Genomic DNA, 24,780 nt, shown 5'->3' with positions numbered 1-24,780 from the left:
ATAATTTTATGAAAACGGCAACCATTTTACTTACGACGTTCATCACATTATCGGCAATGTCTTGCTCGCAGCCCAAAGGAACAAAAGATTACCTGAAAACCGTACTGGATAATCTGGAAGAGATTCAATCGGCCACCTACTACTCAAGAGTAGAAACGTGGCACCCCGGTGATACGGCAGTCGTTTATGACCTGACCTATTTTATCCGGGAATACGATAACCCTTCGGATACAACCATCGGGGCAATCGAAATACAGACATCAGCTGACAACCATTCTCATTTATACTACGCTTACGACGGGAAAATGAAAGCGTCGGTATTTGAAGAGCACAAAGGCATAATGATTGACAGTTTCAAAGTGGACCGGAACCTGCCGTTCCGTCCAGTCGGACCTCCTTTCTACAACTATACCAAAAGCATTTTGCGGTATATTCTTACCACGAAGGACAGCATCACGCTCGAAAAAAGGGGTAACGAAAACACATTCCACTTGAAACTAACCATCCACGAAGACAGGCAAGTGGAGTTCTTTGGCAGGGCGTATAAAATTCCCGATCCGCCATTTAGGGATGAAGACCCCACGTCGAGATACGAAATCTGGATAGATAAAAAAACAAACCTGCCGTATAAATACCGTAGGGAGATGTCTCACAACATCAGTGCTGAGACCGTGAGCGATGCCACATTCAACAACAATAAAATAGAAGATGTGGATGTTACGGGCTATTTTCCGGAAGGTTACGAGATACGATACTACGGCGATAAGAAAAAAACATCAGGCGATGACGTTGATAACCTGATAGGCAACCCTGCGCCTGGATGGACGCTTACCCAAACCGACGGTCAAGAGATTTCACTCAACAACGATAAAGGCAAGGTGGTTTTGTTACAATTTACAAGTGCGGGCTGTGGCCCTTGCCGCGCTTCGGTTCCGTTTCTCAATAAATTGACGCAAGAATACCCAAATGCCGACTTTGTTTTTTATGCCATTGAACTCACGTGCAAAAATATCAGCGGAGTACAGGCATACAAAAAACGGGTAAATGCAGGTTTTAACTTCCTACACGGGACAGAAGCCGTAAGAGATGCTTATGGCATACAAGCTTTCCCTGTTTTCATTTTAATGGACAAAAACCATATTGTACACAAAAGGATTACGGGTTATCAGGCTTCAGTGGATAATGAAATCAGGGGACTTATCCATGGCTTATTGAAATAATAGTTAAAGGGAACCCGTTTTAGAACATTTTTCCTATCTTTAAAGCCTAAACTACGAAAAAATAATAGGCATGAAAACAGTATATTATTTACTATCGACCTTTTTCGCAATACTTGCTTCCACCGCTTGCAACCAACCGGGCAACACATTTAAGATTATCGGACAAATTGATCATGTTGTCGATGGCGATGTTGCCCAGTTATTTACCATAGAAGGTAATGTTGGAACCCTTTTTATGAAAGACACTGTCCGTAACGGGAAATTTAGCTTTGAAGGAAATACAGATTCGCTCCAAATGCTTAGTTTTATGGTTTATGGCAATAATTATCCCATGACAACAGCCCTTATATGGATTGCCCCTGGTTCCAGAACCAAAATTACGGGAATAGGATATTATCTTTCTTCGTGGAATATTGAAAGTAACGTCAAGGAACAACAGGAAGAGGAAATATATAGGAATGCCCTGGGTGTATTATCTTCAACGTCCGACTCGTTACTTCTACTCTATTATCGTTCCATTGACCGAATGCAGCAAACCAACAGCAATGAAATGGAATCTGTTCGTAAGGAATCCCGTCGGCTTCGAGATCAAATGGACAGTATCGGTTTTATTCAACACCGTGTTATCTTTGATGTTATGGCAACACAACCTGTCACAAAAAGCTGGATAAACAAGCTGGCGGACTATGCAGGTTATGCCGTATCCTACAAAAACACCGCCTCTTATCCCGAAAGGAACATAAAACGGCTCCAGCACCTGTACAACCGCCTTAGCGATGAACAAAAGCAAAGCCCCAAAGGGCAACTCATTCATCGCTATATTTTCCCCATGCAGCTTGTTCAGGAGGGACAACCCATGGCCAATGCCGAGTTATATGACCCGCAAGGTAATCCGCACAGAATTGCCGAAGATTTCCAGGGGAAATACCTGTTACTAGACTTCTGGGGCGTGGGCTGCGCGCCTTGCATTGCCGCTTTCCCCGAAATGAAAGAAATTCACGAAGCCCACAAGGATAAATTGACCATCATCAGCATCACCACCGACACGGAAAAAATATGGAAAGACGGATTGGAAAGACATCAACTCCCGTGGGTAAACTTAACCGATAACTTGGGGATGGAGGGTTACGTAAGTCGTTACGGCATTCGCGGAATACCCTTTTATATTCTTATTTCGCCCGACGGCATTGTCCAAAAAATGTGGTCGGGCTACGGAAAAGGATCGTTGAAAGAAAAATTGAAAGATATATTACAGTAGCTGCTTCTTCAAAAGCAGCCGCTACTTAAACGAAAAAAGTAAAAAATAATATTAAATGAAACCCAAAACAATCCTCTTCCTCTCCCTTATTCTTATTCTCTCCGTCTGCCAGCGGCAGAAAGAGAACAGAATGCCGCCCATATTCACCGGAGAGAAAACAGACTTGGGAGAAAAGGCCATTATTACCGGGAAAATAATCAACAGGGATGTCTATCCGCACGTGAAACTGCTCGAAATAACATTGCCCGATTTCTACGGGAATGAAGCCATGTACACCGTGCCCCTTACCGAAGACGGATTGTTCCGTTTCGAAATTTACCCCATCACCACCCGTGAAATATCGTTCGTTCCGGTGGAAGACCGCATCGTTATCGCTCCGGGTGACAGCTTGTATATCGAAAAGGATTTCCAAAACATCACACATACCGTTTTCAGGGGAACGAGCGCAGAGTTGAACAAGCACATTAACGCATTCCGCAACCAATACCTGGGACGTTATTCGCAACTGTATGAACTCTCGTTTTCGGATTACAAAGCAGAAACCAAAAAACAATACGACGAAACCTTACAAAAACTTGCCGTTTTTCAACAAGAAAACAGCACATCGGAAACATTTAACACGTGGGCAAAAAAGCAAGTGGCGTTGGATTATTACAACGCGCTGTTCTTATATCCCTATCAGCACACCATCCGCACAAAAAAAGAACCGACGGGCAAAGAACGGGAAATGTATTACGATTTTGTGAAAGAATTTGAAAAGGGAGTGGATAATTCCATAATCATGGCGGATAATTTTAAGGCGGTGAACGGATTTTCGAGATATGTAATAGAAGAAAATTATCCCGAATTCTACCCCAAAACAAACGAAGCTCAGTTAAACAACGCTCAGTTATTGAATAAGATACTGGAAAAATTAAAATCAAGTTCAAAAAACGTCTATTTGTCTCAATTCGCCTTCGCCGGTTTCCTGAATATTATTCATCTTCAAGCTCACAAAACGGACTGGATCGATAGTAACCGCGTTATGATAAACAAAACAATTACCGATCCATTTTTGCGTACCACACTCAACAACCAATACAATCAGGTGAAAGCCTACAACGCCAATCCGCGCGTGTATTCCGATGCCGTTTTAGGAAGAAACGCCGTTGAATTACACGGAAGAGGTTCGCTGATAACCGATTCTGCCAATATCGTAAAACAGGTTCTCGACTCCAATCCGGGGAAGGTAGTGTATGTGGATATCTGTGCGACGTGGTGCGGACCGTGCATGAGGCAAATACCATACAGCAAACAGCTCCATGAAGAACTTGCCGACAAACCCATTGTGTTTGCGTATCTGTGGCTGGACGGTGAAACCGAACGCGGGAAAAACATCATTGCAAGTCTCGATCTTCCCGGCATTCACATTGCCCTTTCCGACAAGGAATGGCAGGACATCAACAAGCGTTTCAACACAAAAAGCAGCGTCCCTTATTTCCTGCTCTTCGACAAAAACGGCGTAATGGTGGATTTTGGCAACCATATACTTCCTTCTTTACCGGGAACCAAGACGAAAATTGATAAATTATTGGAAGAATGAAAACCAGCCAAAGAACTCCGGAAATAAAGAGCAGCCTCTCAGGAGGAATCGAATAGTCGTTCGGCAAATTTGTTGTTTTAAATAAGTGTATTATAAACAAAAATTCAGATCGGGTGTTTAAAGGGTTGTAAAAAGCAATTATTAAATAAAACAGATGAAAGTTGAAGTTTGGACAGATATCATGTGTCCCTATTGTTACATAGGCAAGATTCATTATGAACAGGCCATGCAGCAATTTGCGCACGCCGATGAAGTTGAATTGGTCATAAAATCCTTCCGGTTAAACCCGGATTTGCCCGGTAAAGGAAACGGCTACTCGGTAGTGGATTATTTATTAAAAACCGCCGGACTTCCGGAAAACAAGTTAAAACAGATGTTTGCTTACATCGAGCAACTGGCAAAAAACGCGGGAGTGAGGTTCAACCTGCCAAACGCTTTCGCAGCGAATACACTCGACGCACACAGGCTGGTAAAACTGGCTGCAAGGAGAAACCTCTCCTCGAACGTTTTATCGCTCATATCGAAAGCATACTTCGAAGATGCACAGGATTACAGCGATATCAAGATCCTGACGGAAATTGGAGTGAAAGCAGGACTTGATGCAACAGAGATAGCCCGGCTCTTTGCCGGAGACGACTTTATAGCCGAAGTGGAACAGGATGTTCAGGAGGCGCATCAACTGGGAATAGATACGGTCCCTACTTTTCTGTTCGAACGTAAACAGGCCATCATCGGGTCGGAACCGGTACAGGTTTTCCTGGATACACTCAATCAGGCTTACGAAAGCTGGAAAAAGGCAAATACCACCCTGGGCAATATGGAGGTAAAGAAAGGTAAATCGTGCAATGCAGACGGGACATGTGAAATATAGAGTAAAAATAATTAATCATGGAATTTTTACGCATAGAGCAATCGGACAAAAGCAGGTGGAACAAGGTCTGGGAATTGTATGAGTCGAGCTTTCCCATCGCTGAAAGGCGCAAAATGAAAGATCACGTCCGTGCCTGTTCCGATCCGCAATTTCATCCGGTATCGGCGTGGGAAGACGGTGAACTGATAGGGTTGTTGTTTTATTGGGAATGGGACATGTACCGGTACCTGGAATATTTGGCCATTGCCCCCGGATTACGCGGACACGGTTTTGGGTCTCAACTGCTTCGTTATTTGCGCGATTCCAACCACACCATCATTCTCGAAATAGATCCGTTGATAAATGAGTTGTCCGTAAGGCGGCTCCAATTTTACGAACGTGCCGGATTTACCCTTACGCCTTACCGGTTTATGCACCTGCCTTACCGGTTGGAAGGGCAACCCATTGAGCTACTCATCCTCAGTTATCCGAAGATGATTACCAAGGAACAACATAACGATTTCTTGAAATTTCTGGGCAAACGCGTTATTCTGTATTGTGAAGGGTATCCGTTTGATCGGGGATAAGTCAACTGCCTTATAGGTTATCCCTGCGGGTTCAGCACCGATTTCAATAACCGGAGCGTTTGGAGCAAGATCTTCTCTTCTCTTTTTGAATCCGCATTCATTGGGTAGACAATCGCTTCCGCCTTGCCATCGTCCAGAAGCCTGACATATCCGCAAACGCCCCACGACATAATCCGGCAATCGGTCCGGAACTTGACAACACGTGCCTCTTTGTCGGAATAGGAAACAATGAAACTTTTGTCAATCTTTTGCAACATTTCAGCATAAAGATTGTTCGACCTGGCCCTGAAGGCCAGCAGGGCCTTCTTTTGCCCCGAAAATGCCGGAGGATCCGGATTTTCGGATTCCATATAATCCAATCTTTTATAGAAGAACCACGTTATGACTGCCGGAGGCAAAACACCTGCAATGAAAAAAACAAGCAACAGTTGCCAAAACTGGATGCGAATACCCCAGAACAAACTGATGATAGCAATTACAGTAATGTAAAATATCAAAAAAATAAACATCCAGGCAAGAAAAAGTTTTGTCGTAAATTTCATAGTTATTTGATTTTTATTTTGTCAATGCAACTCCGGAATAACAACCTCCAACGTAATGTGAATATTTTTGAAACCCATTTCCTGCAACAGTGATTTTACCGCAAGCTCAGCCTGACTATTGGCATCATTCAATACCCCTTGCCGGATAGCGTCCTGTCTCATCGTTTCTTTCTCACCGATCAGGGCTTTGTTGTAATCCGATATTTTTATAGGATTAAACGCATTTTCACTTTCATTGTAAACCTTTACGCTGTTTTCATCAATAACCACATCGAAAATTTGAGCACGGGGCATTGAAACGTGAACATTTTCACCGTTAATATTCACTTTTACCCGGCTGAAATCTACGCCGGCCTTCAGGTATCCGTTGTATTTCAACAGGAAATACTTGTCGGTAAGCGGAACACTGATGTTCAGTATTTTAAAATTATCTTTGAAGCCAATCACTCCCGAATAGCTGTATTTGACCGTAGCAAGCTCCTGAATATGAACAATTTTACTAAGAACTGTGGATGTATCGTATTTTTTAGTCCGGGTTCCGTTGATTCTATTTATTCCCAGCAAGAGAGCCAAAATAATTGTAGTACCCAGGAAGAAGTAAGTCGGATAACTTATTCTTCTTACCGGCTCGTTAATCTCTCTGTCAGCAGCATTTAATCGTTCCATAGACCAGCATGTACTTTATATTTTTACAAAAATAACAATTAAGTGCTTATTTACTAAAGATTGTCGGGTTATTTCTTCCTCAGGGCTTGTCCGATATCTTCCAGCAGTCGGTTCACACTCTCCAGCCCCACCGATAACCGTATGGTTTTATCATGTATTTTCATTGCCTCTCTCTGAGCTTGGGTCAAACTGCCGTAAATGGTGCTGGCAGGATGAATAGCAAGGCTTTTGTTATCAAACAGATTGGTTGCCCTGCGAATCACTTTCAGGTTATCCAGAAATTGGAAACAAGCACTCTTGGATACCAGATCGAACGTCAGCATCGCTCCCGGACTATTGCCGAACTGACGGAGGCTGACGTTATAATACGGATTACCGGGCAGCCCGGTGTAGTTGACCGATTCAATACCTTCCATCGTTTGCAAACGCTTTGCCAGCTCAAGACAGGTATGGCTTTGCCTTTCGTACCGCAAGTGAAGGGTCTCAAGCCCGATCGTCTGCAGGTGTGCTGTCCTCGGATCCATATACGCGCCGAAATTTCGGTGAATTTCCTTGCGCAGTTTATAATTAAATGCGTGGTTCCTGTGTTCTTTGGCCAATTCGTTAAGCCTTTTGTTTCTTGTCCAGTCAAAAGTGGCATAGTCGATAATAAGTCCGCCAATACTGGTAGCCCCACCCGATATATATTTTGTACTGGAAACCACTTCAATATCTATCCCAAAATTATCGGCCTTGAAAACAGAAAAAGGCACCAGGGTCGTATCCGCGATCAACGGTACATTTTTTTCTCGTGCCAACGCACTTAAAAAGGAAAGATCGACAACCTCCATTTGCGGATTGGTGATAATTTCCAAAAAAACGGCGCACGTATTTTCATCGATATGTTCACAGACCTCTTTTTCGTTCGTCAAATCACAAAACCGGACTTCCACGCCAAAAGCTCTTATCGTATTTTCGAAAAATGACCAGGTGTTTCCGAACAGATGGGGTGAAACAACTACGTTGGATCCACTGTAGGCAATGGACATGAACACATTACTCACGGCTGCCATCCCCGAGTTAAGGGCTGTAACATTAAAAGCTCCGGTAAGCTGTTTCACCCGTTCTTCAAAAAAGTGGACGGTGGGGTTTGATATGCGTGAATAGGTGTGATCCGTTGTTTTTCCACAGAATGCGGCTTCCATTTCTGAAGCACTTTTAAATTCGTATGCAGCTGTGTTATAAACCGGCATCGAAAGCGAACCGTAAACATCCGGCCGAGGATAAGGGATATTTAGTAAATAATCTTCAAAATCCAAATTGTTCATCTTTTCATAAATTAAGGTTACAAAGATACAAAAATGACAGGCCTGGCGATATCCCGGCAAAAAAATGATTAACCTGAAACAAAATCCGATACTACCTGCCAATAAAGATCAGTCACTTTTTTTGCTTTTTCATCCCAGGAAAGCTTTTGTTGTAAATATTTACAGCTCAGGGACATTTTCTCCAGCAACTCCCGCTTACTACAAAGCACATTCAATTGTTCGGCAAAATCACGAACCGATTCACGGGGATTGGCAAGTGGAATTTTTCGTCCAACGGTTTCATCGATCACGGCTCCAAAGCCACAGGCATCGAAACACAAGACAGGTAAACGGTTGCTTATAGCCTCCAATATAACGGTAGATGTATCCTCGCTTACGCTCGTAAAGAAAAAGAGCTGTGCTTCACGCATGGCTTGCTGGACGACTGCATGTGATTGGTTACCGTGCCATACCACCTGATCGGAGATACCCAATTCCGACACCAGCTGTTTCGCTTCTCTTTCCTGAACCTCATTTCCCTGGCCATAAACATTTAAAATGATTTGCTTGTTGTTCGCTGCCGCCAAAGCATTCAAAGCCAGTGGCAGTTGCTTGCGAAAATCAAATTTCCCAACCCACATCACGTTAAACTCCCTGTTGTAGAATCTTCCCGTTGGAACATTATCCGTGATAAAACAGCCGGTTTCAGGGATCAGGACAGACTCCAGTTGCTTATACTTTTTCAAGGCGCGGTAAGAATCGGGTATGGAACTGATCAACAAACCAGCCCGTCTCAGCGCTTTGTCCACCCGGACATCATACTTGATCTGCAAGGTATTGATGAGGTTTTTCAAACGAATAAAAAAGCGCATCTTAAGTCCGGCATCTTTCAGGTAGGCAAGGGGAAATTGTTTCAATCCGCCTACAGGCCCCCATACAAAAGGAATACCTTCTATTTTCCACAAGTAGCCTGGCTCCCGGAAACCAATCATGTTCAATTGATGCAAAACATCTATCTTGTGTTCGGCAATAATTTTCCGGGCTATGTTGAGTGTCTCTTTTTGCCAGTTTTTATAATGGGCATAAAACCTCCAGTCGCCCTGCTTTCTACACATCTCCCTCACCTTCTCCGGTATTGGATTGTAGTAAAAATGCATATTTCCCGCCTGTGGCAAAGTTGCCAGAGCAGCTTCTATACTCTCCCGGTACTCCCCTTCGCTGATGATATATAATTCACAATGGTTGGCCAGGTGTACGCACCAGTTCCACCCCATCCCAGGCTCACTTCCCCTATCCGGTGAACAGGCGTAAGCATTAATGAGTACTTTTAGCTTTTCCATTTTCCGGCTGACTTAGTTTACCCTGTACCCTTTTAGCTGGTATGTATTGCCATAAGGTGTTTCATCGTCTTCAAACTGTATCTCCAGATAAATGCTGTCAGAATCAATTATTTTTCCGTTAAATACCTTTATACCAATCCCGTAGCTGCAGTGTTCACAAATAGATTTTTGCGTTTCAAAGGTTCCGTTCTCGTGATCAGCTGAAACCTTAACCTGAAAATTCCAAAAATATTTTGATGTATCGTTAATCGTGATAGAATCCGTTTTCAATGGAAAGTCACTGGAAATAATTAACGGAAACGCTCCATCGTGGATAGGAGTATCACCCAGATAAGCCACGACCTCCCACTCTCCGTTTAAGGCACTGGTTAATTCTATTTTTTCTTCGTTCCGTTCACAGGATACGACAACAAACGCTACTAGCAGTAAAATAATATATATTGTTTTATTCATTTTCTCTCGTTCTCTAGCTAAATTAGTTAATCACAATTTTTTTGATTTGCAAGCGGGCATCGTTTTCAACCATCACGGTATACGTTCCCGAGGGGATTGGGTTGTCAATAGTAGTGTGATAACCGATTATAGGTATGCTGAGTATTTTTTGTCCGTTTTGGTTTAAGACCGATAGTGATGCAGAAGAAGATATAGAGCCTTTACAATTGGCGCAAATACGGTCAAATGTATCTTTATAAATACTTATCGAAGGATCCAACACTATGTCATCGGGCTTTTCATCCGGATCTGGTTCCGGCTGCGGTTCTACCGACATCCTTGCCCGTCCGATGATCTGTTCGGGGAGTATCGACGGAGATAGGGCGGGGTCATACCTGTTGGTTTCCTTACCGCTTACCGGCTCCACGTTGGAAGCATACCACCAATTACTTATGTTGCCTTCTTTGTTCCTGTAATTGACAACATTACCTGCTACGGTGATGTTATATGACTTGCCTAAATTTTCTTCATACCAGTTACAGGCATAAAGTCCTACGTTCGTGAAGTAATTTTTGCTGCCGTATATCTTGTTGTTTCTTAAAGCTATATCGTGGCCGCCTGCAATAGAGATTCCGTACTGTCCTCCGTCCACAACAATATTGTCTTCAGCCACCTGATAAGAACCGCCAATATCGCCTAAAATAATACCTCCTCCCGATGGAGACGGGCCGCCCCCCCTGATCCAGTTCCCTTTCACTACAATCGGGCTCTGCGCCGTACCGTTTGACTGATTCAGGTTAATAAGGTCACCGGGCGAACTTTGCCCGAAAATATTCTCCGATACATTGTAACTTATACTATTCCCTTCGCCGTTTACCTTATCGAACAACGCGACAAACCCGTTGTTTTTGTCCTCTTCTTTCATAGGGCCGCCAACATTTTTCACGTCGTTGTATTCAAATTTTATTCCGCGGGAATTGTGTGCTACTAATCCGGTATGCACGTTATCAAAGGTGTTGTCAATAATTGTAATGTTCTTACAGTTATCCAGGTATATACCTCTCTTTGCGGGAGATGCCACAAAACTATTGTTTTTAATTACCACATTTTCGCAACTGTACAAAACAATAAGGTCCCTATCGTTGCTTGTGAATTCCAATCCCTCTATTACAAAATTGCTTTTCCCTACGTGCTGTATCGTGGAGGATTTAATGTAAGAACCGGTATACCTGGAACCTTGTCCATAAGACGAATGAACGGTAAAGCATACGAACAGTATATTCAGTACGATGAGTAGATTTTTTTTCATTGAATGCTTTTTGATTTTATTCATACAATTCACTGAGGCAGCCTGCTTTTCCTGTGCAATTTACAAAAAGAATGGATTGTTGTATCTTTAAAATAGGAAAATATATGCATGAAGAACAAAGAATTGTATCAAATGATTTATTACGCTGCAAAATTACGTACAAATTTCTTATTATAGTACTAAATTACAACCAAATAACACTATTTAGGCAAAATTAAAAGCTGTTGCCCTTAATTAACAATGCGCATATTTTACCAATTATTTTTACCTGTTTAGAATCGGTATAAACACTTTTTTGAGGGATGGTTTTCTGGTGGCGTTTTGAAGGTAAATTTCCGGTTTCAACGAATTTTCTTGTAGACAAAAATGAAACGAATTAGGACAATTACAGCATGAAGCTGCCCGACAATTAACTAAATTAGATAAAAAAGGTACGGCTTCAGAAAAATGGATGGGCAAATGATGAATTCAGGTTGTTGAATATATATATAATTGATTATATGTATTTTATCCTATAATTATAAATTTTTCACGCAGCGTGCTCCTCGGTTCTCTCTTTCCTGTTTTTTAAATTTGGCGGGTAAAAGCTTTTTTAAAAATATAAATCTCATTCTTAATGGATTGTAAATTCAATATGCCCGTGTAGTTATAATTTAACAATAAAATTAATCCGGAAATACAAAAAAATGTTCATATAGTCCTAACATACCCCTTCCTTTCTTTCTTAATTTTGTCAGCAGTGTAAACAAGTTGTCACAAAATTGTTGCACAAACTTAATGTTTAGCATAAAAAGGTCTGCTTAAAGCAGAAAGTCGTTCTGAAAATCTTAGAAAAATTACAACGGATAACTACAAAACAGTAGGAATCTGCTTAATGATGCTAACAGAGACGATACAGCTCAATTAAAAATCACAGTATGAAAAAAAACAGTTTCTTGCTTATCCTCATAGCGGGGTTAACTATCTCTTCCTGCTCGCCGGTAAAAGACATAGCCTATTTCCCTCAATTCCAGAGAGAAATAACTACCGTCAATGAATCGTTGTACGATGCCCGCATAAAGCCCAAAGATTTACTCTCAATTACCGTAGTCAGCAGTGAGCCTGAAGCTTCGCGAAGATACAATCTTTTTACTCCCCAAGCACAGGACCTTACCAACTCGCTGAATTCACAACCCACCATTCAAAGCTACCTAGTTGATAACGAAGGGAATATAGAACTTCCCATACTGGGAATCCTGAATGTGAAAGGATTAAACACGAAGGAACTGGAATCCCTCATTGAGAAGCGGTTAACCCCGTTTTTTACGGGAGAAATGCCCATTATAACCATTCGCATTTTAAATTATTCGATAAACGTTTTGGGTGAGGTCCTTCGTCCGGGAAAATTTGTAACCGCTAACGAACGGATAACTATTTTTGAAGGATTGGCTTTGGCAGGCGATATGACTATTTACGGCAAGCGTGATAATGTAAAAGTATTGCGCGAGGGAATGAACGGGGAAAGGAAAATTTACACCGTAAACCTCAACGATAAAAATGTTTTCGATTCTCCCGCTTATTTCCTCGAACAAAACGATGTGGTATATGTAGAGCCCAATCAGTCCCGGGCAAACTCTTCCCGATTTGGCGCGGCGGAAACTTACCGGATTTCAACGTTGTCTGTCCTGATCTCGTTAGCCACTATGGCAGCCACAATCTACAGCATCACCCGGTAATGAAAGGCCTTACCGGTATAAAGACTTTATAAACAAAACATAAACAATGAAGAACTACTCCACAGTTGAAGAAGAATACGGTATGCTGGCTGAAAAACCAATTGATGTCGTGGGTATACTGATGAAATACCTCTCTTACTGGAAATGGTTTTTAATTTCCCTGTTCCTCTGTCTGGTTGTTGCCGCTGTCTATCTTTTTTACACGTTGCCGCAATACAAGGTAGAAACTTCAATTCTGTTCAAAGACGATCAACGGGGAGGGGGAGCTTCTGAAATGAATGTGTTTAAGGAAATGGGAGTCATCCGGCAAAAGAACAACGTGGATAATGAGATTGAAATCTTAAAGAAATCATTGATCGTTGAGCGCGTAGTGAGGAAGCTCGGGGTTTACGCCTCATACACAGAAATAAAACCGTTTAAGATTATTCAACTGACGGGACTGGACAAATTCCTCCCGGATTTTCCAAAACGAAAAATGAGAATTCTATACGGGGATGAGACCCCTGTTCTTATTAACATAGCTGAAAATACACTCAATAACCTGGAAAAAAACATCGTTTTTGACGTATGGATAACGCCCACCGGCGATTATGAATTCTTTGGCGATTACAACGATAAAAAGTACCGTGTAAAAGCTTCATCGTCCGACAGTATAGTGGCTTTCCCGTTTGGTAGTTTAAAATTGGTTAAGCGTAACCCAGGTCCCGTAGAAAGCAAGTTCGTAAGGGTAAAAATTGAACATCCCGTGAACGTTGCAGCCCGTTACCTGAATTCCCTGGAAATAGAACTGACTTCCAAAAATTCTTCAGTGGCAAACTTGGCGTTGACTTGCCCGAATGGAATGCTGGGAAAGGATTTTTTGGAAGAATACATCAATACATATAACGAAGAAGGCATAAGGGATCAGATTGAGCTAGCCGACAAAACCTCCCAGCTTATCGATGACCATCTCTCTAAATTAAGCGCGGAACTCAGTTCTGTGGAGACGCAGGTACAAGACTACAAACAGTCGCAAGGACTGACCGATATTGCCTCTCAGGCAGATGTCTACAACACGCAATCTGCCAGTGTGGGACAAATGAAAGTGGAGGCAGAGACTCAATATTCGATTGTTTCAAGCCTGAATAATTATGTTCAAGGAAAAAGAGACCACGACCAACTTATCCCCGCAAACTCCGGGATAAACAGTGAAGCCTTGACAGCTCAGATCAATGCCTACAATGATTTGGTTTTGGAGCGAAACAGGCTCTCGCGCATTGCTTCGAGCAGTAACCAGTCCATGATCGACTTGAATAACCGGATAGAATCCACTTTCAATTCCGTGAAATCTGGCTTGCAAAACGAGAAGAACAACCTGGAAATTCAGCAACGCGACATTTCCGCCATGTATTACCGGAATAACGCCCGGATACGGGCTATCCCCCGCCAGGAAAGGGTTTACTCCGACATAAAACGCCAGCAGAACATCAAGGAAGAATTGTTTTTGTATCTTCTTCAAAAAAAAGAGGAAAAATACATGAATATGGCTTCGGTCGAGCCCAACACCAAACTGGTGGATAATATTCGCCTCCTGGGTGCCGTATCACCAAACCGAAGAATGATCGGATTGTTGTTTTTCGCCCTGGGATTGGTTATACCTGTTGCCTGCATTAAAATAAAGGACCTGTTGCGATATCAGGTTAGCGACAAGGAAGAACTGGAAGAACTGACTCCGGTGCCTGTCCTGGGTGAAATTCCCCAGGTTTCTCACAGTGAACATATTGTCATCCGGGAAAACAACAATGATAATTTCAGCGAAATGATGAGGCTGCTAAGAGCCAACCTGTTATTCGTTATCGACAGCAAAGAAAAAAAGGTAATCAATATGCTGTCGAGCATCAGTGGAGACGGGAAAACATTCGTTACCATCAATATGGCCATGAGCTTAGCCCTGCTCGATAAAAAAGTGTTGATCGTTGAGCTGGATATTCGTAAGCCCAAGCTGTCAGATTACCTGGGAATAGACAATAAAAAGGGGATTACCCTCTATTTGTCGGGAAACCTGAACAAAGAAGAACTGGTGAAACCCTCAGGAGTTCATCCCAATCTGTCGGTCATTACCGCCGGGTCCATCCCGCCTAATCCCAACGAATTATTAGCGAAACCTCTGTTGGATGAACTGATAAGCGATCTGCGAAGAGATTTTGATTTTATAATTATTGATACGGCGCCAGTAGGAGTGGTTTCCGACAGTTTTCTACTGAATCGTCTTGCCGATGTGAATCTTTATGTTATTCGAGCGGACTATACGCCCAAGAAATTCATTGAAGACGCGGCAAGATATTACAAAGAGGACAAGCTTACCCGAATGTATTTCGTCCTGAACTCAGTAAACATGAATGCCATCGCCTACCGTTACGGATATGGCAAAAAATACGGATACGGATACGCGTAAGGCAGAAATACCAGCATAAAACATTGACTTAAAACAAAAAAGACAGACAAATGAATTAAAAAACGCAGAACAATGAAACTCAATGGTGCGAAAATAATTGACCTTCCGAAAAATTTGGACAGAAGAGGAAATTTATCCGTGATAGAAGAACTTAAAAACATTCCTTTCAAAATAAAAAGGGCCTACTGGATTTACGATGTACCCGGTGGGGAAGTCAGGGGAGGCCACGCATACAAACGGAATCAGGAATTTATTGTTGCCCTTTCCGGCAGTTTCGATGTGATCCTTGACAACGGAAAGGAGCGACAGATATTTTCTTTGAACCGGTCTTATTATGGGCTGTATGTTCCTAAAGGGATATGGAGGCAAATGCAGAATTTCTCCACCAACTCCCTGGCACTTATTTTGGCATCCATCAGGTTCGATGTAGCCGACTATGTATATGACTACGAATTGTTTAAACAAATGGCAAATGAAAAAAACGAACATCTATGATTGTTCTATACTGGAAATAGACAAGCACCATCACGAGAAAGGAAACATCAGTGTAGTGGAAAACGGCAAAACGGTTCCTTTTCATGTAAAGCGTGTGTATTACCTCTACGATGTGCCAGGGGGAGAGTCACGGGGTGGCCACGCACACAAAGAGTTGCAGCAATTCATCGTAGCAGCCAGCGGCAGTTTCGATGTAACACTGGATGATGGCGAATTGAAAAGGACATTCACCATTAATCGTCCCTATCGCGGATTACTTGTTGTTCCTGGCATCTGGAGGGAGCTGGACAATTTTTCTTCCGGATCAGTTTGCCTGGTTTTAGCCTCTTCGGAATATTCTGCCGATGATTATATAAGAGATTACAACGAATTTAAAGAATACAAAAAATGAGATATATCCATCCGCGAACGGACGTTCTTTCCCAAAACATAGGTGAAGACACAACAATCTGGCAATTTTGCGTGATATTGCCCGACGCACAGATCGGAAGCAACTGCAATATTTGCGCGCATGTATTCATCGAAAACAAGGTTGTGATCGGTAACAACGTGACCATCAAAAGCGGGGTACAGTTGTGGGACGGGATAACCATTGAAGACAACGTATTTATCGGGCCCAACGTGACATTCACCAACGAGCTGATTCCGCGGTCAAAAGCGCACGACACCTCAAAATTTAAACCCACCCTGGTGAAAAAAGGAGCGTCCATTGGCGCAAACGCAACGATACTTCCCGGACTCGTGATTGGAGAATATTCCTTTATCGGCGCCGGAAGCATCATCACGAAGGACATTCCCGATTATTCGTTTTGGTATGGAAATCCGGCTACTCAAAAAGGGTACATAACCGAAGAGGGTATTTTACTGGATATGGACAAAAGAGACAAGAATGGAGTAAAGCATATATTAAAGATCGACACAGATGATTAAATTTCTCGACATACAGAAAATTACACAGAAATACACCGGGGAAATCCATCAGGCCGCATCCCGGGTAATCGATTCGGGCTGGTACCTGCTTGGCGAAGAAAATAAACGATTCGAGAACAACTACGCCGGATTTATCGGCACCCGTTATTGCGTGGGCGTTGCCAACGGTCTGGACGCCTTGCGGATAATCCTCAAGGCATACATGGAATTAGGCATCATGAGCGAGGGAGACGAAATTATTGTACCCGCAAACACGTTCATTGCTTCTATCCTCGCCATTACCGACAACCGGCTAGTTCCGGTGTTGGTCGAACCAGATATCCGTACGTATCAGCTGGACGACACCAAAATTGAAGCGGCCATCTCCCCCAGAACAAGGGGGATCATGATCGTCCACCTTTACGGGCAATGCGCGTACACCAACAGAATCGGAGAGATCTGTAAAAAACACGATTTAAAACTTATTGAAGATAATGCCCAGGCAAGCGGATGCAAGTTTAACGGAAAGACGACAGGCTCTTTGGGAGACGCGGCCGGCCACAGCTTTTATCCCGGCAAGAACCTGGGGGCTTTTGGCGATGGCGGTGCCATTACTACCGACGACAAAAAACTGGAGGAAACGGCACGGGCATTGGCCAATTACGGTTCCAACACCAAATACATATTCGATTACCAGGGGCTTAACAGCAGGCTGGATGAGTTCCAGGCAGCTATTCTGGATGTAAAACTGAAGTACCTCGACAAAGACAACCAACGACGAAAAGAAGTGGCCCGCTATTACCTGACCCATATCCATCATCCGGATATCGTACTGCCTGAAGTAAACGACTGGGATGCACACGTGTTTCACCTGTTTGTGATTCGCTCGGGGCATCGCGATGCGTTGCTTCACCATCTCAACGGAAACGGGATTCAGGCACTTATCCACTATCCAGTTCCACCCCACAAACAGAAGGCATACAAAGAGTGGAGCGACCTGCCTTTGCCGGTCACCGATAAAATTCACAACGAAGTCCTGAGCCTGCCTATAAGCCAGGTACTCTCCGATGAAGAAGTTGAAACCGTGACAAAAACAGTGAATTCCTTTCATCCGAACAATTCGAAAAGAACAACATGAACAAGCATCAATCCTCATACCGGCAGATCATGAAAGCGACTTCTCTTTTTGGCGGAGTTCAGGTCTTTCAAATCGTCATCTCCATCGTGCGCTCGAAATTTGTAGCACTCCTCCTCGGGCCGGCTGGTATGGGTATCGTGGGACTGCTGACCTCCACCACCGGCTTGGTAGCTGGCCTAACTAACTTCGGTCTGGGCACAAGTGCCATCAAAAATATTTCCGAAGCAAATGCCACAGGAGATGAGCAACGTATATCGACGGTAATCTCCGTTATGCGCCGGTTGGTCTGGATCACAGGCATCCTCGGAGCCGTTGTGACGCTTCTCTTCTCGCCCTGGTTAAGCCAGTTCACGTTTGGCAATAAAGAATATACGGCTGCCTTTGCCTGGATTTCCGCCACACTACTTTTCAGCCAATTGAGTACGGGGGAACTGGTGTTGCTGCAGGGGCTTCGTAAGTTGCAAGATTTAGCAAAGGCCAACGTCTACGGCAGCATCGCTGGACTTCTGATTACTGTTCCGCTCTATTACAGATTCGGAGTTGAGGGAATTGTGCCTGTTATTATCCTCACGGCATTGATCACCCTGTTTTTCTCCTGGCACTTCGCAAAGAAGACAAAGATCAGAAAGACAACGATCAACCGGGCAATCACCGTCGCCGAAGGCAAAAGCATGCTGGTTATGGGCTTTATGATAAGCCTCAGCGGACTGATATCGATTGCCGCTGCATACTTGCTCCGGATATTCATCAACCGCACGGGGAACATGGCAGATGTTGGTTTGTACAATGCGGGATTCGCCATCATCAATACCTACGTGGGCATGATTTTTACGGCAATGGGAACTGATTACTACCCCAGGCTATCAGCCGTGGCAAACAGCAACGAACAGTGTGCCCGGAACGTCAATCAGCAGTCTGAAATTGCGCTGCTGATACTGGCTCCCGTGCTGATCGGGTTCCTTGTATTTATTCATTGGGCCATTATCCTCTTATACTCCACACAATTTTTAGCCATAACGGGAATGATATACTGGGCATCCCTGGGCATATTTTTCAAAGCAGTAAGCTGGGCAATCGCCTTTGTTTTTCTGGCAAAAGGGGCGAGCAGGCTGTTTTTCTGGAACGAGTTAACCGGGAACACCTATACACTAGGCTTTAGCCTGCTGGGATACCATTTTGGTGGATTAACGGGGTTGGGGGTTTCGTTCCTGATGGTTTACATGATCTACCTCATACAGGTATATGTCATTGCAAAAGTAAAGTACCACTTTTCGTTCACCTCCTCCTTCTTAAAGATTTTTGCCGTCCAATTCTCGTTGGCATTGATGAGTTTTGCCATAGTAAACCTAATAGAAAAACCCTATACATACGTTATCGGAACATTGCTCATCGGAGTCTCCTGCTGGTATTCCTACCTGGAACTGGAGAGCAGAATCGGATTAAAAGAGATTATCCGGGGTTTTCTACAAAAATACAGAAACAAATAATGATTTATGAATAATACAGGTACACCTTTAGTTTCGATCATCATCATCACGTACAACAGCTCAAGATACGTGCTGGAGACGCTGGAAAGTGTGAAAGCCCAGACGTGGGACAATATTCAGCTGATCGTGAGTGACGACGCGTCTAAGGACGACACAGTCCAGCTCTGTACGGATTGGATCGAAAAAAATCGGCAGCGATTTTACGAATCAAAAATTATTACGGTAGAAAAAAACACGGGAATAGCCGCAAATTGTAACCGTGGAATACAGGCAACCACAGGAGAATGGGTTAAGCTGATTGCCGGCGACGACGCCTTACTCGACAACTGCGTTACCGATAACCTTGCGTACGCAGGCCGCTTTCCCAAAGCCTCCTTCATTATATCGGAAGTGCAGGAAATGGATGAAAACAGCGTGCCGGCAAAAAAGGAAACCATCAATGAGGGATTGATCTATTTTGCCAGCCGCTCATCCGTCAAGGAGCAGCTAAAGGCCTATGCGCGCTGGCCCGTGTTTCTGAATACGCCAACTTTTTTCTACAAGAAGGAACTGATCAACAGCATTGGGTTTTGCGACGAGGAATTCAAAATCTACGAAGACATGTCCATGGTATTTAGAATTATCGGCAAAGGCATTAAAATACATTACATGAATAAACCGACGGTCAGGTACAGGATTCACAAAAACTCACTCTCCAGAAACGATTCCGTGGAAAACCTGAGAAAAAAAGAGGCCCTGAAAATTTTCAACAAATACAGAAAACAGAATTTGAATATATTCAATCCCATTGATTTATCGATCTATTACGAAAACTGGCTGCGGTATAAATACAAAGGGTTCAAGGGGCACAAAGGTGTCCCCCTCCTGTTGAAATTCAGCCTGTTCTACTGGTACTTGAAATTCAACGGAGTAAGGTCATACTGATACAATGTTTAAATAAAGAAAGATATGCGCGTTTTTTGGATAACACACGATGTGTTTGAGGTTTTCTTCCCCTACGTCAAGGGCCAGCCCACAAAAGGCGGGTCCTGGGTTGCCCCTCTGTTTTACAATATCCTCCAACAACCCGGCATAACGCTTGCATCCGTCACTCCCGTGATAAATGGAAACGAACAGAAGCAGGAAATAGATGGCGTTGTGTATTATTCCATACGCATCAGCAAGAACGAAAACGCGTCAGTAATGAGCGCCAATCTGGCGAACAGATACTTGTCCGTAATAAACGATTTTCAGCCTGATATTATCCACATTCACGGCACCGAAAAGAATTTCGCCCTCCTGCGTAAGTACGTGGATACAAAAATTCCGATTGTCTGCTCCATACAGGGCATCGTATCTTCCTGCCTGGATTACCTGAAATACAGCGTGGCCAATGCCGGGTTAAAAAAACACCGGTCCGTCAAAAACAGAGTCGGGCGCGGTGGAGTGAACTCCACGTTGCGGAAATGGAGAAAATACAGTGACATTGAAAAAGAGGTATACAGGATCAACCGGTATTTTATCGGAAGAACGGCCTGGGACAAAGCGCAGCTGGCAGCTATGAATGCAGGGGCCTCTTACTTCCACGGAGAAGAGCTGTTACGCCCTGCCTTTTACCAACATGTGTGGAAGATCGATGAATGCGAACGTCACCGGATATTTGTCCCCTCGGCCGAATATCCGTTAAAAGGATTTCACACCTTACTGCAGGCCGCTGCAATTCTGAAAAGGCAATTTCCCGAAGTAAAAATAGTCGCACCCTTGTCTTCCTTTACACTGAAATCCTCCAAGATAAAAGATGTATTCATTGGAGAAGATTATTCCAATTACCTGAAAAGCGAAATCAGGAAATTGAAATTAACGGAAAACATTATTCTGCGCAAAAGGTTGTCGGCCGACGAAATGGCCGCTGAATACAGCAAGGCGCACCTGTTTGTTCTGCCCTCATTCCTGGAAAACAGCCCCAATTCACTGGGAGAAAGCATGATGACGGGAACGCCTTGCGTAGCTCCGTCTGTTGGCGGGGTAACGTCCATTGTAAAGGATAATGAAAGTTCACTCCTGTTCTCACCGGGAGACTATGTGTTCCTGGCTTATCAGATAGCCCGGATTTTTTCCGATGATGAACTGGCATTGAAGATTAGTGCAAACGCCAGGGAGATTGCCCTCAGACGGCACAACATCACGCAAACCTCCCGGCAATATTACCAGATTTATTCCGAAATTATAAAACAACACCATGAAAGTAGTACAGATTCTTCACGAGCTTAAATTCTCAGGAGCGGAAATAATGTACGTTGACGCGTCCTCCTATTTTCAACACAAGGGATGTGAACTGACCGTTATGGCCACTGCTCCTGACCAGGGCGAGTATTCCCGGCATTTTGAGCAAGCAGGCTACAAGGTTGTTCACAGGCCCTATCCCGGCGGATGGAATATAATTGCACGCATCCGGTACTGGATCTGGTTTACAGAGTTTCTGACAAGGGAAAACTACGATGTGGTCCATATCCACAGCCATGCGATCATGTGGGAGATGGCACTTTGTGCGTGGCTGGCCGGCAAACGATCCGTGTATACCTTTCACAGTATTTTTGTTTCTCACTTTTACAGTTATCCCTATCATGTGTTGCAACGATGGTCGGCCAAAAAAATATTCAGGTGCCGGTTCCAGAGCATCAGCCATTCGGTTTATGAGCACGAATTGAAACATTACCGCAACAAAACGAAAAAGGTATACAACTGGTACGGAGAAAACCGGTTCTTTCCAGCTTCGAATGGAGAGAAAATTAAATACAGGGAGGAGCTGGGGATTCCCGCAGATGCTCTGGTAATAATCTCCATCGGTGGCTGTAGTTCCATCAAAAGGCACGAAGAAATTATCAAGGCGCTGCCGCTCATTACGAAGCATTATCCCAACCTGCAGTACCTGCATTTAGGGAAGGGAGAAGCAGAAAAAGGAGAAAGGGAGCTGGCCGTAGAACTGGGTGTAGACAAATGCGTCCGGTTCTTCGGCAACCAGACGGATATCCGCAGGTACCTGGTAGCATCTGACATATACCTGATGACGAGTAAACACGAAGGGATCTCCATCACGACCATCGAGGCGATGGCTTGCGGAATCCCCGCAATACTCTACAACGTAACTGGACTGAGGGATTTCAACCAGACAGGGGAAAACAGCCTGCTTATTCCCGAAGACCATACCATCCTGGCGGAAAAAATAATCTACCTGCACACACATCCCGAGATTTCAACCAGACTTTCCGCCCGTGCAAAGGAAATGGTGAACGAGACGTATCATTTGAAAAAAAATGCAGAAGAGATATACCAACTTTATTCTTGACAAGAACAAATGAATACCGTTAACAAACAGATAATAAGCCAAGCCATTCCGGTGACCATTCTGGTGCTCACCGTTTATTCCGTATTGTCTTTTGCCAAACGGTGGCGCTCCATCACTTCCGTTCTAAACAACACCACGATTGTCTGGGTATTGTCAATAATTATTTTAGCTGTATTCTTCCTGGCAAGGTATTCTTTCTTCGACAGGAAAAACGAACAAAACCTTAGGATTGTCTGGATATATTTGCTTTGGAACATTGTCTGCATCGTAAGAGGGATGCTTGTTGCTGAAATTTACTGGGACTGGAAAGGATTGATAAGCAACGCAATGGCACTTCTGCTTCCCATTGTGGCTTATTCGGCAACCAACAAGAAGGTTGTGCAATATATGCTTTCGTATTACGTAAGGTACGTGCTACCTCTCTTTTTAATCTTCGCACTTATCCTGCGTGCAGACGCATATGGATTTTACCTGATTCCGATGAGTTTCTTGCTGTTGTTCTTACCGGCACTTACCCTGCGTCAGAAAATCCTGGTAATAACCGTAACGTTGGTGGTAATAACCGCGGACCTGGGAGCACGTAGCAATGTCATAAAATTTGGCGTTCCTTTACTCATACTGGGTTTTTATTACTTGCGGAGCATGATTACTGTGAAGGTTATGGAAGCAGTCCGGCTCTCCTTGTTTGTCATACCCGTAGTATTGTTTCTGCTGGGGGTCAGCGAGATCTTCAACGTTTTTAAAATGGACGATTACGTGAAAGGAGATTACACCACCGTAGGAACGGATGAATTTGGTAACCGTGTGGAAATAAACGTTACCACAGATACACGTACTTTCATCTATTCCGAAGTGCTTCAATCGGCGATAAACAACAACTACTGGCTGTTGGGACGCACACCGGCCCGGGGAAACGATTCTGAAATATTCGGAGAAAGAGCATACGAGCTGACCCGAAGAAGCGAGCGATTAGCCAATGAAATTGGATTGGCCAACGTGTTTACCTGGACAGGTATAGCGGGTGTAATCCTTTATACGTTGATCTTTTTAAGGGCTTCCTATTTAGCCGTAAACAGATCAGCAAACATATACGCGAAAATGCTGGGTATTTACATTGCCTTCCGGTGGCTGTATGCCTGGGTAGAAGATGTCAACAACTTCTCCCTCAACTACTTCATGCTATGGGTGATGATTGGATTGTGTTTTTCATATACTTTCCGGGAGATGACCAACAAAGAAGTTGCCCTATGGGTGCGCGGCATTTTTGATGTCCGCTATATCCGCCTGCAAAATCATTTGATTAAAAAAGAAAAACAATGGGAAAAGAAATAGCTGTTTTACTCACGTGCCACAACAGAAAAGCCCAAACACTCACGTGCCTGGCATCCCTGTTTGAAGCAGAACTCCCACCGGATGTTCAACTGGATGTCTTTTTAACAGATGACGGCTCAACGGACGGGACGGAAGAGGCGGTAAAAGAACTGTACCCGCAGGTTACCGTACTAAAAGGCGGAGGTACTTTATTCTGGGCCGGCGGAATGCGCCTGGCTTGGAAAAAAGCCACCCAGAAGAAATCATACAATGCTTATTTACTGATAAATGACGATGTTAAGTTAAAGCATGACTTTATCATGAATCTGATGAAAGCCGAAGAGCATTCACTCCGGCAAACAGGCAAGACGGGAATTTACTGCGGCACAACGATAGACGGAAAAACCGGAAAAGTAACCTACGGCGGCTCCCGGATCAAAACCAACCACGTTATCGTGAAAAGTCAACTGCTCTCCCCACAGGCCCAACCGCAGGAATGCCAGATTGCAAACGCCAATATACTGTGGGTCAGCAGAGAAGCAGTAGACCAGGTGGGTATTCTCGATGATCGCTTCACGCACGGTATTGCAGACTACGACTATTCACTGCGGGCCCGCAAAAGAGATGTTCCGGTTTACGTGGCACCTAACGTATGCGGAGTGTGTCCGGATGATCACGGGAAAAGCTGGAAAAGAGGAAATCTACCGTTAAGGGACCGGATTGCGTACTTGAAGAGTCCTAAAGGATTGGCGTATAATGAGTATTTGTTTTACGTAAAGAGGCATTTTCCGATGTTTCTCCCCTACTCTTTTGTGATGTTGTGGATGAAGACGTTTTTCCCGTTTTTGTGGGACAGGTTCAAGAACTAAAGATGTATCGTAAAAAAAGTAAAGA

23 protein-coding genes are annotated in these 24,780 nt (G+C 43.8%); 17 read left to right on the top strand and 6 right to left on the bottom strand.

Going from position 1 to position 24,780, the window contains the following annotated elements:
* Positions 1-8: 8 nt before the first annotated feature.
* From KCV26_12270 to KCV26_12250, 5 genes are all read left to right on the top strand, one after another.
* Entirely contained in the window at positions 9-1,220 is a 1,212-nt protein-coding gene (locus KCV26_12270; GenBank protein ID WZX36069.1) for a TlpA family protein disulfide reductase, read from the top strand.
* Between the two features lie 70 nt (positions 1,221-1,290).
* A complete protein-coding gene (locus KCV26_12265) occupies positions 1,291-2,478 on the top strand; it encodes an AhpC/TSA family protein (GenBank protein WZX36068.1) in 1,188 nt (395 codons plus the stop codon).
* 55 nt (positions 2,479-2,533) lie between these two features.
* Entirely contained in the window at positions 2,534-4,060 is a 1,527-nt protein-coding gene (locus tag KCV26_12260) for a TlpA family protein disulfide reductase (protein ID WZX36067.1), read from the top strand.
* A 154-nt stretch (positions 4,061-4,214) separates the two neighbouring features.
* On the top strand, positions 4,215-4,931 hold the full coding sequence (locus KCV26_12255; protein WZX36066.1) for a DsbA family oxidoreductase: 717 nt from the start codon (positions 4,215-4,217) through the stop codon (positions 4,929-4,931).
* Positions 4,932-4,948: 17 nt separating this feature from the next.
* Positions 4,949-5,497 carry a GNAT family N-acetyltransferase gene (locus tag KCV26_12250; GenBank protein ID WZX36065.1) on the top strand — a complete coding sequence of 183 codons (549 nt, stop codon included), beginning with the start codon at positions 4,949-4,951 and terminating at the stop codon, positions 5,495-5,497.
* A 17-nt stretch (positions 5,498-5,514) separates the two neighbouring features.
* Here the strand turns inward: KCV26_12250 and KCV26_12245 are convergent, their stop codons facing one another.
* From KCV26_12245 to KCV26_12220, 6 genes are all read right to left on the bottom strand, one after another.
* Entirely contained in the window at positions 5,515-6,039 is a 525-nt protein-coding gene (locus KCV26_12245; GenBank protein WZX36064.1) for a hypothetical protein, read from the bottom strand.
* Between the two features lie 21 nt (positions 6,040-6,060).
* Positions 6,061-6,705: a DUF4230 domain-containing protein gene (locus KCV26_12240; protein ID WZX36063.1), complete on the bottom strand. Its 645-nt coding sequence runs from the start codon at positions 6,703-6,705 to the stop codon at positions 6,061-6,063.
* 68 nt (positions 6,706-6,773) lie between these two features.
* The gene (locus KCV26_12235; protein WZX36062.1) at positions 6,774-8,012 is read right to left on the bottom strand and encodes an O-acetylhomoserine aminocarboxypropyltransferase/cysteine synthase; all 1,239 of its coding nucleotides are present in this window, start codon (positions 8,010-8,012) and stop codon (positions 6,774-6,776) included.
* 68 nt (positions 8,013-8,080) lie between these two features.
* Entirely contained in the window at positions 8,081-9,331 is a 1,251-nt protein-coding gene (locus tag KCV26_12230; protein ID WZX36061.1) for a glycosyltransferase, read from the bottom strand.
* Positions 9,332-9,343: 12 nt separating this feature from the next.
* A complete protein-coding gene (locus KCV26_12225) occupies positions 9,344-9,784 on the bottom strand; it encodes a hypothetical protein (GenBank protein WZX36060.1) in 441 nt (146 codons plus the stop codon).
* A gap of 22 nt (positions 9,785-9,806) precedes the next feature.
* A complete protein-coding gene (locus KCV26_12220; GenBank protein WZX36059.1) occupies positions 9,807-11,072 on the bottom strand; it encodes a right-handed parallel beta-helix repeat-containing protein in 1,266 nt (421 codons plus the stop codon).
* Between the two features lie 917 nt (positions 11,073-11,989).
* Between KCV26_12220 and KCV26_12215 the strand changes: the two genes are divergently transcribed.
* The 12 genes from KCV26_12215 (at position 11,990) to KCV26_12160 (ending at position 24,755) form a co-directional block, all read left to right on the top strand.
* The gene (locus KCV26_12215; protein WZX36058.1) at positions 11,990-12,787 is read left to right on the top strand and encodes a polysaccharide biosynthesis/export family protein; all 798 of its coding nucleotides are present in this window, start codon (positions 11,990-11,992) and stop codon (positions 12,785-12,787) included.
* 46 nt (positions 12,788-12,833) lie between these two features.
* Positions 12,834-15,221 (top strand): polysaccharide biosynthesis tyrosine autokinase, encoded by a 2,388-nt coding sequence (locus tag KCV26_12210; GenBank protein WZX36057.1) that lies wholly within the window; start codon positions 12,834-12,836, stop codon positions 15,219-15,221.
* 72 nt (positions 15,222-15,293) lie between these two features.
* Positions 15,294-15,716 (top strand): WxcM-like domain-containing protein, encoded by a 423-nt coding sequence (locus KCV26_12205; GenBank protein WZX36056.1) that lies wholly within the window; start codon positions 15,294-15,296, stop codon positions 15,714-15,716.
* Complete coding sequence (locus KCV26_12200) at positions 15,694-16,107, top strand: WxcM-like domain-containing protein (GenBank protein ID WZX36055.1); 414 nt, start codon at positions 15,694-15,696, stop codon at positions 16,105-16,107. Before KCV26_12205 ends, KCV26_12200 begins: the two co-directional genes overlap by 23 nt.
* Positions 16,104-16,646 (top strand): N-acetyltransferase, encoded by a 543-nt coding sequence (locus KCV26_12195; GenBank protein WZX36054.1) that lies wholly within the window; start codon positions 16,104-16,106, stop codon positions 16,644-16,646. Before KCV26_12200 ends, KCV26_12195 begins: the two co-directional genes overlap by 4 nt.
* Positions 16,639-17,763, top strand: a complete 1,125-nt coding sequence (locus KCV26_12190; protein ID WZX36053.1) for a DegT/DnrJ/EryC1/StrS family aminotransferase — start codon at positions 16,639-16,641, stop codon at positions 17,761-17,763. Before KCV26_12195 ends, KCV26_12190 begins: the two co-directional genes overlap by 8 nt.
* A complete protein-coding gene (locus KCV26_12185) occupies positions 17,760-19,250 on the top strand; it encodes an O-antigen translocase (GenBank protein WZX36052.1) in 1,491 nt (496 codons plus the stop codon). Before KCV26_12190 ends, KCV26_12185 begins: the two co-directional genes overlap by 4 nt.
* 6 nt (positions 19,251-19,256) lie before the next feature.
* Positions 19,257-20,174 carry a glycosyltransferase gene (locus KCV26_12180; GenBank protein WZX36051.1) on the top strand — a complete coding sequence of 306 codons (918 nt, stop codon included), beginning with the start codon at positions 19,257-19,259 and terminating at the stop codon, positions 20,172-20,174.
* A 24-nt stretch (positions 20,175-20,198) separates the two neighbouring features.
* Positions 20,199-21,500, top strand: a complete 1,302-nt coding sequence (locus tag KCV26_12175; GenBank protein ID WZX36050.1) for a glycosyltransferase family 4 protein — start codon at positions 20,199-20,201, stop codon at positions 21,498-21,500.
* Entirely contained in the window at positions 21,469-22,575 is a 1,107-nt protein-coding gene (locus tag KCV26_12170; GenBank protein ID WZX36049.1) for a glycosyltransferase family 4 protein, read from the top strand. The genes KCV26_12175 and KCV26_12170 overlap by 32 nt, the downstream gene beginning before the upstream one ends.
* Positions 22,576-22,584: 9 nt before the next feature.
* Positions 22,585-23,907, top strand: a complete 1,323-nt coding sequence (locus KCV26_12165; protein ID WZX36048.1) for a hypothetical protein — start codon at positions 22,585-22,587, stop codon at positions 23,905-23,907.
* Entirely contained in the window at positions 23,892-24,755 is an 864-nt protein-coding gene (locus KCV26_12160) for a glycosyltransferase family 2 protein (GenBank protein ID WZX36047.1), read from the top strand. The genes KCV26_12165 and KCV26_12160 overlap by 16 nt, the downstream gene beginning before the upstream one ends.
* Positions 24,756-24,780 lie beyond the last annotated feature (25 nt).

Origin of the sequence: Petrimonas sulfuriphila (assembly GCA_038561985.1) — a bacterium.
GTDB lineage: Bacteria > Bacteroidota > Bacteroidia > Bacteroidales > Dysgonomonadaceae > Petrimonas > Petrimonas sulfuriphila.
The sequence above is the reverse complement of the archived record's forward strand: the minus strand, read 5'-3'. Positions and strand labels throughout refer to the sequence as shown.